The organism is Streptomyces racemochromogenes (assembly GCF_044129415.1).
Classification (GTDB): domain Bacteria; phylum Actinomycetota; class Actinomycetes; order Streptomycetales; family Streptomycetaceae; genus Streptomyces; species Streptomyces racemochromogenes_A.
The window spans coordinates 42,613-52,680 of the sequence record NZ_JBBDHD010000045.1; the positions used below are offsets into that span (position 1 = coordinate 42,613).

General features: G+C 72.5%; 8 protein-coding genes. All 8 read left to right on the forward strand.

Going from position 1 to position 10,068, the window contains the following annotated elements; all coding sequences use genetic code 11:
• Positions 1–10: 10 nt before the first annotated feature.
• The 8 genes from WDV06_RS18775 (at position 11) to pepN (ending at position 9,824) form a co-directional block, all read left to right on the forward strand.
• The gene (locus WDV06_RS18775) at positions 11–1,264 is read left to right on the forward strand and encodes an ATP-grasp domain-containing protein (RefSeq protein ID WP_395510909.1); all 1,254 of its coding nucleotides are present in this window, start codon (positions 11–13) and stop codon (positions 1,262–1,264) included.
• Complete coding sequence (gene ddaH / locus WDV06_RS18780) at positions 1,257–2,063, forward strand: dimethylargininase (RefSeq protein ID WP_395510910.1); 807 nt, start codon at positions 1,257–1,259, stop codon at positions 2,061–2,063. The genes WDV06_RS18775 and ddaH overlap by 8 nt, the downstream gene beginning before the upstream one ends.
• Complete coding sequence (locus tag WDV06_RS18785; RefSeq protein WP_395510911.1) at positions 2,060–2,398, forward strand: hypothetical protein; 339 nt, start codon at positions 2,060–2,062, stop codon at positions 2,396–2,398. Before ddaH ends, WDV06_RS18785 begins: the two co-directional genes overlap by 4 nt.
• A complete protein-coding gene (locus WDV06_RS18790) occupies positions 2,395–4,176 on the forward strand; it encodes an ABC transporter substrate-binding protein (RefSeq protein ID WP_395510912.1) in 1,782 nt (593 codons plus the stop codon). The genes WDV06_RS18785 and WDV06_RS18790 overlap by 4 nt, the downstream gene beginning before the upstream one ends.
• Positions 4,176–4,682, forward strand: a complete 507-nt coding sequence (locus tag WDV06_RS18795; RefSeq protein WP_395510913.1) for a YbaK/EbsC family protein — start codon at positions 4,176–4,178, stop codon at positions 4,680–4,682. The genes WDV06_RS18790 and WDV06_RS18795 overlap by 1 nt, the downstream gene beginning before the upstream one ends.
• A 71-nt stretch (positions 4,683–4,753) precedes the next feature.
• Positions 4,754–5,998, forward strand: a complete 1,245-nt coding sequence (locus WDV06_RS18800) for an ATP-grasp domain-containing protein (RefSeq protein WP_395510914.1) — start codon at positions 4,754–4,756, stop codon at positions 5,996–5,998.
• A 62-nt stretch (positions 5,999–6,060) separates the two neighbouring features.
• A complete protein-coding gene (locus tag WDV06_RS18805; RefSeq protein WP_395510915.1) occupies positions 6,061–7,194 on the forward strand; it encodes an NAD(P)/FAD-dependent oxidoreductase in 1,134 nt (377 codons plus the stop codon).
• 41 nt (positions 7,195–7,235) lie between these two features.
• Positions 7,236–9,824 (forward strand): aminopeptidase N, encoded by a 2,589-nt coding sequence (gene pepN / locus WDV06_RS18810; protein WP_395510916.1) that lies wholly within the window; start codon positions 7,236–7,238, stop codon positions 9,822–9,824.
• The last annotated feature ends 244 nt before the right edge of the window (positions 9,825–10,068 follow it).

Consider the following 10,068-nt stretch of genomic DNA (forward strand, 5'->3'; position numbering starts at 1 on the left):
GGCGAACGAGATGAAGCTGCTCGCCGTAGAGGCCAGCCAGAACGCCACGTACTACGTGTCGCGCTACCAGCAGGTCGAGGCGCTCGGGGCCGAGCTGTACGTGCTCAACGGTCTGGGCACCGAGGACTTCTGGGAGGCCTCCCGCTACCGGATCGCCGGGTCCCAGCAGATCGAGGACATCATCACGGCGGCCAAGCAGTGGCACGCCGAGGAGGAGTTCGAGGGGGTCCTGACCTTCTCTGAGTCGGGCGTGGTCGCCGTCGCGGCCGTCGCCGAGGCCCTGGGCCTGCCGGGCATCGGGGTCGAGGCCGCCCGCACCAGCCGCAACAAGTACCTGATGCGCCAGGCGCACGAGCGCGGCGGCGCCGCGCACCCCGCCTTCCGCTTCGCCGCGGACGTGGAGACGGCCCTGGCCGCCGGCGCCGAGCTCGGCTACCCGCTCATCCTCAAGCCCACCCTGGGCGCGGCGAGCAACTTCGTCTTCAAGGTCGACGACCACGAGGAGATGCGGGTCCGCTTCGCCGACGTGATGACCGGCATCGAGACCATGACCTGGGCGCTGATGGAGGCCGAGGGCCTCGACCTGGGCCCGAACGGGGTCATCATCGAGGGCTACCTCGACGGCCACGAGCACCTCATCGAGGCGGTGGCCTGGGACGACGAGGTCTACCTGGGCTCCATCGTCGACCGGATCACCGTCGAGAGCGGCACCTTCGACGACGACGTGCACCACGCGCCGACCTCCCTGACGCCCGAACAGGTCGCCGAAGTGCACCAGGTGGTGCGGACCGCCGCCCACGCCCAGGGGCTGCGCCGGGCCGTGCTCCACGCCGAGATCCGCTTCCACCAGGGCCGGCCGTTCGTCCTGGAGATCGCCGTCCGCCCCGGCGGCGGCGGCCTGGACCACATGGCGCGGATCAGCGCCGGCCACGACCCGATCCGGTGCGTGGCGGACGTCTCGCGGGGAGCCCGCCCGGACGTCTCCGCGTACTCCCCGACGGAGGTGCACACCGCCGCGATGTGCCTGATCAGCGGATCGGGGACGGTGGCTTCGATCGAGGTGCCGGAGGGGGCGGCCGAGGACCCCTCGGTCTTCTTCCTCAAGATCACGGCCACCCCCGGCACGGTCATCAAGCGGCCGCCCGCGGGCAACAACATCCTCGGCTTCCTCGGTGCCCGCGGTTCCTCGCTGGAGGAGGCCCTGAGCACGGCCCACGTGATGGCCAGCCGCATCCGCACCGAGATGAGGCCGGAGCATGCGTGAGGCGACCAAGCGGCACTACCTGATGTGCCCGCCCGCCCACTTCGAGGTCAGCTACGCCATCAACCCGTGGATGCGTCCCGACAAGCCGGTGGACGCCGAGCTGGCGATGGCCCAGTGGGAGCGGCTGCGGGAGCTGTACCTGGAACTGGGCCACGAGGTCGACCTGATCGACCCGGTGGAGGGCCTGCCGGACATGGTGTTCGCCGCCAACGGGGCCACCGTCGTCGACGGGAAGGTGCTGGTGGCCCGCTTCCGCCACGAGGAGCGGGCCGCGGAGGCCGACGCGTACCGGAGCTGGTTCGCCGAGCGCGGCTACGCCGAGGTCCACGTCCCGGAGTACGTCAACGAGGGCGAGGGGGACTTCGCCCCGGCGGGCCGGCGCATCCTGGCCGGCACCGGTTTCCGCAGCGACGCGGCGGCGCACGAGGGGCTGAAGGCCTTCTTCGGACTGCACGTGGTCGTCCTGACCCTGGTCGACCCGCGCTTCTACCACCTGGACACCGCCCTGTGCGTCCTGGACGACGAGACGGTCATGTACTACCCGGCGGCGTTCTCGGTCGAGAGCCTGGCGGTCCTGCGGGCCCTGTACCCGGAGGCGGTCATCGCCTCCCGCGAGGACGCGGAGGCCTTCGGGCTCAACGCGGTCAGCGACGGGCTCAACGTGGTCCTGCCGGAGACCGCCACCGGGCTGATCTCCGAGCTGCGCGAGCGCGGGTTCGTCCCGCACGCGGTGGACACCTCGGAGCTGCTGAAGGCCGGCGGATCGGTGAAGTGCTGCACGCTGGAGATCCGCCGGTGAGCATCGACTACGACGGCAGGCGCTTCCGCAACACCGGCTACGCGCCCGGGGAGAGCGCCCCCATCGGCCACTACCGCCACGAGGGCGACCTGCTGTGGGCCCACTTCGACGGCGGGCCGGTCCGCCGGGGCTCCCTCACCGGCCGCGTCGCGGCCGACGGGAAGCTCGAATTCACCTACACGATGGTGCTCGACGACGGCGAAGTGGTGGCCGGGCGGTGCTGGAGCACCCCCGAGTTCCTCGCCGACGGGCGCATCCGGCTGAACGAGCGCTGGGAGCGCTACGGCGCCGGCGCGAGCAGCGGCGAGTCCGCCCTGGAAGAGGTACTGACATGAGCACGACCACCCTGACCCCGCGCCGCGGCGGAAGCGTCACCTGGGCCTGCACCAGCGGGTTCAGCCCGGTGTTCGTCTTCCCGTTCACCCCCGGCGACTACTACGGCGTCGCCAACCTGCACGAGTTCCAGACGCTGATGTACCGGCCGCTGTACTGGTACGGCAGCGGCGGCCAGCCGACGGTCGACTACGAGCGCAGCCTCGCCGAGCCCCCCGTGTGGGACGCCGACGGGCGGACGGCGACGATCACCATCAAGCCGTACAAGTGGTCGAACGGCGAGACGGTCGACGCCGACGGCGTGATGCTGTGGATGCACCTGCTGGAGGCGGAGAAGGAGCGTTTCGGCGGCTACACCCCGGGCTTCTTCCCCGACAACCTGGTCTCCTACGGGAAGGTCGCCGAGGACAAGGTCAGCTTCACCTTCGACGACGCGTACTCGCACAACTGGGTGCTGATGAACCAGTTCAGCACCATCACGCCGCTGCCGAAGGCCTGGGACCGCACCGCCGACGACGCGCCGGCCGACGCCACCCACGACCCGGCGCAGGCCTCCGCCGTCTACGCCTACCTGCGGGCCTGCAACGACGACCGCGCGGGCTGGGACACCAGCCCCGTGTGGAGCGTGGTCAACGGCCCCTGGAAGATGGACCGCTACACCATCGACGGCGTCTCCGGCGAGTGCGTGCTCGTTCCGAACGAGAGCTACTCGGGCCCGAACAAGCCCTGGCTGGACGAGTTCCGGCTGATCCCGACCGACTCGGACGGCGACCAGTACGAGCGCCTCCTCAAGGGACCCGACACCCCGGACGGCGTCCAGATCGGCTTCCTGCCGTTCGACGAGATCACCGAGCCGGCCGAGGACCCGATGGCCGGCGGCCCCAACCCGCTGGGCGAGCACTACGACCTGCTTCCCCAACTCACCTACAAAATCCACTACTTCCCGATCAACTTCAACAACCCGACCGTCAAGGGACGGATCTTCAAGGAGCTCTACTTCCGCCAGGCCCTCCAGTCCTGCCTCGACTCGAACGGCGCCATCCGCGACGTCTACAAGGGCTACGGCTACCCGACCACCGGGCCCGTCCCGGCCCTCCCGGACAGCCCCCTGCTCTCCCCCGCCCGCCGCCACGACCCGTACCCCTTCGACGTCGACCGGGCCCGCGCCCTGCTGGAGGCCAACGGCTGGGACACCTCCACCACCCCCGCCCTCTGCGTCCGCCCGGGCACCGGCCCCGGCGAGGCCGGCGAGGGCATCCCGGCCGGCACCCCGCTGCGGTTCTCGATGCGCTACGCCCAGGGCCACGAGACCCTCACGGAGGTGATGCGGAAGTTCGCCGCCGACGCGGCCCGGGCGGGCATCGAGATCGAGCTGACCGAGGTCGAGGCGAGCGTCCTGGTCCTGGAGGACACCACCTGCACCCCGGGCCCCGACAGCCCCTGCCTGTGGGAGTTCAGCGACTGGAACGGCGGCTGGGGCTACGGCCCGGGCTTCTACCCGACGGGCGAGGCCCTGTACTCCACCGGCTCCTCCGTCAACTTCGGCAGCTACAGCGACCCGGAGGCCGACGCCCTGATCGCCCGGACGGTCAAGAGCGACGACCTGGCCGACCTGCACGCCTACCAGGACTACATCGCCGAGCAGGTCCCGGTGATCTGGATGCCGAACTTCCCCTTCCGGCTGCTGGAGGTCGCCAAGGGCCTCCACGGCGTCGCACCCGTCAACCCCTTCGGGCTCATCAACCCCGAGGACTGGTACTACGTGGAACAGGAGCTGTGATGTACGGGAAGCTGATCGACCTCCTCGACTCCCACCAGGCCCGCTACCGGCTGGTCGACCACCCGGCCGAGGGACGCACGGACCTCGCGAGCCTGCTGCGCGGCCACCCGCTCGAACAGGCCGCCAAGTGCATGATCGTCCGGGTCGGCCTCACCAAGCGCTCCGGCATGTACGTGCTGGCCGTGGTGCCCGGCGACCGCCAGGTCGACATGGACGCCCTGGCGGACCTGGTCGGCGGCTGCGGCCGCACCGCCTTCGCCACGCGGGAGATCGCGGAACGCCTCGCCGGCAGCGTCAGCGGCACGGTGATGCCGTTCGGCTTCCACCCGGACCTCCACCTGGTCGTCGACGAGCGGCTGCTCGACCACGACGAGATCTGGTTCAACGCCGCCCGCCTGGACCGCTCCGTGGCCCTGGACACCGCCGACTACCTCCGCATCGCCGCGCCGCGCGTCGCGGCGATATCGACCGCCGGCGACCGGGTCCTGGCCACCGCGGCCGGCTGACGCGCGGGAACGGCACACCGATGGACGAGCACACGACCGACGCACGACCAACGACGAACGAGGTGAAGGACATGACGGACGACGCAGTGGTGATCCTGGTCGGCAGCGGGGGCCGCCCCTACCGCGAGTACCTGCTCGCGGGCGCGGCCCGCCGCCACCCGGTCTGGATCCTGGACGCGGTGGACCCCACCTGGCAGGAACCCTACGTACGGGGGTCCACCACGGTCCCCCTGCTGGACTCCGAACGCCTGGTCCCCGACCAGGAGGCGCTGGTCGCGGCCGCCGAGGAGGTGGCCCGCACCCACCGCGTGGCGGGCGTGTTCAGCTACGACGAGACCCTCGTGGTGGCCACCGCCCACATCGCCGAGCGGCTCGGCCTGCCCGGCCTGACCGTCGCCGGCGTGGAGAACTGCCGCAACAAGCACAACACCCGGCGGGTGCTCACCGCCGCCGGACTGCCCCAGCCCCGGTTCGCCTACGTCACCGAGGCCGACGAGGCCCTCGTGACCGCCGACTCCTTCGGCTACCCGGTCGTCCTCAAGCCCCGCGGCATGGGCGCCAGCATCGGCGTCATCCGCGTCGACGGCCCGGACGAGGTGCTCAGCGCCTTCGACGTCGCGGACTCCGCGAGCCGCGGCGGCTCCCTGTCCTACGAGGGCGGGGTGCTGGTCGAGGAGTGCGTGACCGGCCCCGAGATCAGCATCGACGGCGTCAACTTCGACGGCACGTACACCCCGCTGTTCCTCGCCCACAAGGAGCTGGGCCCCGCCCCGTACTTCGAGGAGACCGGCCACACCCTCAGCGCCACCGACCCGCTGCTGGAGGACCCGGAGCTGCTGCACGTCCTGCGGACGGCCCACCGCGAGCTGGGGATCGCGTACGGCATCACCCACACCGAGGTGAAGCTGACCTCCCGCGGCCCGGTGATCATCGAGGTGAACGCCCGGCTCGGCGGCGACCTCATCCCCTACCTCGGCAAGCTCGCCACCGGCGTCGACCCGGCCGCGCTGGCCGTGGACGCGGCCACCGGCGTCCGCCCCGAGTGGACCCCGGCCCACCGGCGCACCGTCGGCATCCGCTTCCTCTACCCGCACGCCAACGGCACCGTCCGCTCGGTCGACGTACCCGTCCCCGCCGACAGCCCCGGCCTGCTGGAAGCCGTCCCGATGGTGGAGCCCGGCACCACCCTGCTGCTCCCGCCGGAGGGCTACCTCGCCCGCTACGCGTACGTGATCTGCGCCGGCGAGGACCCCGACGGCGTCGAGGAGGCCCTCGACAAGGCGGCCGCCCTCACCACGCTCGTGCTCGACAGCTGAACCACCGGTCCCGCCGGCAGACGCCGGCAAGACCTTCGCCGACAAGGAAAGCGAGGTGTGCGATGAGGGTGACAGTGGTGGGCGGAGGCGTGATCGCCCTGCTCACGGCAGTCGAGTGCGTACTCGGCGGGCACAAGGTCACGATCGTGGACCAGGGCCCCATCCCCTTCAACCGGGCCACCTCTTTCGACCAGCACCGGATCCTGCGGGCCCTGCACCCCACCGATCCGCCGGCCACCGCGGCCGCGCTGCGGGCGCACCACCGCTGGCTGGAACTGCAAGAGCTCCTCTCGACCCGCTTCTACGAGCAGGTCGGCGCCCTGACCGTGCTGCCCCCCGCTGCCGCCGCCGCCGGAGCGCTGCTCGTCGCCGGCGCCGGGGGAAGGGCCCGGGAGCTGACCGCGGGCGGTCTCGCCGACCGCTACCCGCACCTGTACCTGGACGGCGCGCTGGGCGCCGTACTGGAGGACGAGGCGGGCGTCCTGCTCGCCGACCGCGTCCTGAACGCCTGTGTCGCCTGGCTCAAGTGGCAGCCCGGCATCGAACTGATCGAGCACCGGGCGGCGACCGAGGTCGACGGCGACGGCGGCAGCGTCCGGCTGACCGACGGGCGGGTACTGCGCGGTGACGCCGTCCTGGTCGCGGTGGGCCCCTGGTCGCGCGGGCTGCTGCCGCCGGGGATCGCCGAACGGCTGGTCCTGTTCCGCCAGTCCCTGCTGTACTGCCGGGTCCCCCGGGGGCAGGCGGCCGCCTGGGCGGCCACCCCGGCCGTCCCGTCGCTCGGCACCCGGCGCGGCGCCTGGCTGATCCCGCCGGTGGCCGGCACCGCCCTCAAGATCACCTCGGCGTCCGTCTGCCGCGAGGTCGACGAGATCACCGACTACGGAACCGAGGACGTCTTCCGCCGGCAGCTGGAGGCGGAGTTCGCCGACCTGATCCCCGGCATCGGCCCCGCCTGGATCCTCGACGCCAAGGACGCCTACTACATGTCCTTCGCCGACACCGGCGGCCCGCTCCTGGTGGCGCTCGGCGGCACCGGGTACGCCTACGCGGCCTGTGGCGGCACCTCCTTCAAGTTCGCCCCGCTCATCGCCCGGTCCCTGGCCGAGCGGCTGACCGGCGGCGACCCCGCGCCGATCGGGGTCGCCGCCCTCGACCACCCCCTGGACCCCAGCCGGCTCGTCCCCGCCGCGTAACCCCCGCCCCCTTCACCACCACACAGACGAGGAGCACCACCATGAGCGGCCCGAACCTGACCTACGAAGAAGCGGCCGCCCGGAGTGCCCTGCTCTCGGTCACCTCCTACGAGATCGGCCTCGACCTCACCCGGGGCCCCGACACCTTCCGCTCGACCACGCTCGTCCGCTTCACCGCGGACCCCGCCGGACCCGCGTCCACCTTCGCGGAGCTGCTGGCCGAGCGGGTCCACGGGATCACCCTCAACGGGCGCGCCCTCGACCCGGACACCGTCCACCGCGGCGGGCGCATCCACCTGGACGGGCTCGCCGCGGACAACGAGCTCCTCGTCGTCGCGGACTGCGCGTACTCCAATACCGGCGCGGGACTGCACCGCTCGGTGGACCCGGTGGACGGGAAGGTGTACCTGTTCACCCACTTCGAGGTACAGGAGGCCCGCCGGGTCTTCACCACCTTCGAACAGCCCGACCTGAAGGCCCCGTTCACCTTCACCGTGACCGCCCCCGCCGCCTGGACGGTCCTGTCCGCCTCGCCCACCCCCGAGCCCGAGCCGGGCCCGGACGGCGCCGCCGTCTGGCGGTTCGCGCCCACGCCGCCGCTGCCCACCTACCTGACCTCGATCGTCGCGGGCGAGTACCACCTGGTCGCCGACCACTACACCGCCAAGTCCGGGCAGGAGGTCCCGCTGCGCCTCGCCAGCCGCGCCTCGGTCGCCGGGCACCTGGACGCCGAGGAACTCTTCGAGACCACCAAGCGCGGCCTCGACTTCTACCTGGAGGCCTTCGACACCGACTTCCCCTTCGCCAAGTACGACCAGGTCTTCGTCCCCGAGTACAACCTCAGCGGCATGGAGAACGCGGCCACCGTCATCCTCCGCGAGAACTTCGTCTTCCGTTCCAAGGTCACCGACGCGGTCCGCCACCGGCGCGCCGCGACGGTCCTCCACGAACTGGCCCACATGTGGTTCGGCGACCTGGTCACCATGCGCTGGTGGGACGACATCTGGCTGAAGGAGACCTTCGCGACCTACATGTCGGTGCGCGCCCAGGTCGCCACGACCCGCTGGCACGACTCCTGGACCGGCTTCGCCAACGCCGACAAGGCCAACGCCTACCGGCAGGACCAGCTCCCCTCCACCCACCCCGTCGCCAGCCCGGCCGCCGACATCGAGCAGGCCCTGGAGAACTTCGACCAGATCACCTACTACAAGGGCGCCTCGGCCATCAAACAGCTGGTCACCCTGGTCGGCGACGAGGCGTTCCTGGCCGGCATGCGCACGTACTTCGCCCGCCACGCCTGGGGCAACAGCACCCTCGCCGACCTGCTCGGCGCGCTGGAGGAGGCCTCCGGGCGGGACCTGGGCGCGTGGGCGCAGGAATGGCTGGGCCGGGCCGGCGTGAACACCCTGCGCCCCGACCACACGGTGGACGAGGAGGGCCGCTTCACCTCCTTCGCCGTCCTCCAGGAGGCCCCGGCCGAGCACCCGTACCTGCGCTCGCACCGGCTGGCGGTGGGGCTCTACTCCCGGAGGGAGGACGGGCTGCGCCGGGTCGGCCAGGTGCACGTCGACGTCCGCGGCGCCCGGACCGAGGTGCCCGCCCTCGTGGGGACCACCCGGCCCGACGTGGTCCTCCTCAACGACGATGACCTCACCTACGCCCTGATCCGGCTCGACCCGCACTCCCTGAGCGGCCTCCTCGACAGCCCCGACGGCGTCGGCGCCTTCACCGACGGCCTGCCGCGCGCCCTCACCTGGGCCGCCGCCTGGGACATGGTCCGCTCCGGCGAACTGGCCGCCGGGGACTACGTCCACCTCGTCCTGGCCGGCGTGGACAGCGAGAGCGACACCGAAGTCGTCCAGACCCTGCACACCACCCTGCTGACCAGCCTCGACCAGTACACGGCCCCGCAGGCCCGCCGGCAGCTGCGGGCCACCGTGGCCGAGGCCGCCCGCAAACGGCTGACCTCCTCCGAGCCCGGCAGCGACATCCAGCTCGCCTGGGCGCTGCTGCTGGCCCGGGTGGCGGAAACCACCGCCGACCTGCGGCTGGTGGCCGGCCTGCGGGACGGCACAGTGGAGATCGAAGGCCTCGTCGTCGACGTCGAGCTCCGCTGGGCCTTGCTCGCCGCCCTCGTCCGGGGCGACCAGGCCGGTGCCGCCGAGATCGAGGCGGAACGGCTGCGCGACGGCACCACCGCCGGGGCCGAATACGCCGCCGGCGCCCTGGCGGCCCGGCCCGACGCGGCCGCCAAGGCCGAGGCCTGGGAGGCGGCCGTACGGGGCGACATCGGCAACGGGACCCGCCGCGCGCTGGTCGGCGGGATCCACAGCCCCATCGGCCTCGGCATCGCCCAGGGCTGCCAGCGCGAGCTGCTGCGCCCGTACGCCGACCGGTACTTCGCGGAGATCGGCGAGGTGTGGGCGGGACGTTCCGCCGAGGTGGCCCGGACCCTGGTGACCGGGCTGTACCCGCGGCTGCTCGTCGAACAGGAGACGGTGGACCGCACCGACGCCTACCTGGCCGAGGCCGCGCCCCCGCCCGCCCTGCGGCGCCTGCTGACCGAGGCCCGCGACGAAGTGAGCCGCGCGCTGCGCGCCCAGGGGGTGGACGCGGCAGCGCGCGGCTGAGACCCCCGGGGGAAGGGGGCCGGCTGGAGGAGCCCGTCCACAGGGGTCGCGCCCCTGTGGACGGGCCTGCCCGGCGAAGGGGCCGGCCGGGCGTCGGCGGGCGGTACCGGAGGGGGGCCGGTGCCGCCCGGCTGTGACCCGTACCGGCGGTGGGGGCCGGTACGGGGGCGGGGGCCGGGCCGTCGCGTGCCAGCAGGCGCCGCGGTGGCGGGGAGCGTCTACGGGGGGTGAGCCATCCCAGAGC

Excerpts from the sequence above, each read along its gene's own strand:
- WDV06_RS18775 (WP_395510909.1), top strand. The coding sequence starts at position 11 with ATGAAGCTGCTCGCCGTAGAGGCCAGCCAGAACGCCACGTACTACGTG.
- ddaH (WP_395510910.1), top strand. The coding sequence starts at position 1,257 with ATGCGTGAGGCGACCAAGCGGCACTACCTGATGTGCCCGCCCGCCCAC.
- WDV06_RS18790 (WP_395510912.1), top strand. The coding sequence starts at position 2,395 with ATGAGCACGACCACCCTGACCCCGCGCCGCGGCGGAAGCGTCACCTGG.
- WDV06_RS18795 (WP_395510913.1), top strand. The coding sequence starts at position 4,176 with ATGTACGGGAAGCTGATCGACCTCCTCGACTCCCACCAGGCCCGCTAC.
- WDV06_RS18800 (WP_395510914.1), top strand. The coding sequence starts at position 4,754 with ATGACGGACGACGCAGTGGTGATCCTGGTCGGCAGCGGGGGCCGCCCC.
- WDV06_RS18805 (WP_395510915.1), top strand. The coding sequence starts at position 6,061 with ATGAGGGTGACAGTGGTGGGCGGAGGCGTGATCGCCCTGCTCACGGCA.
- pepN (WP_395510916.1), top strand. The coding sequence starts at position 7,236 with ATGAGCGGCCCGAACCTGACCTACGAAGAAGCGGCCGCCCGGAGTGCC.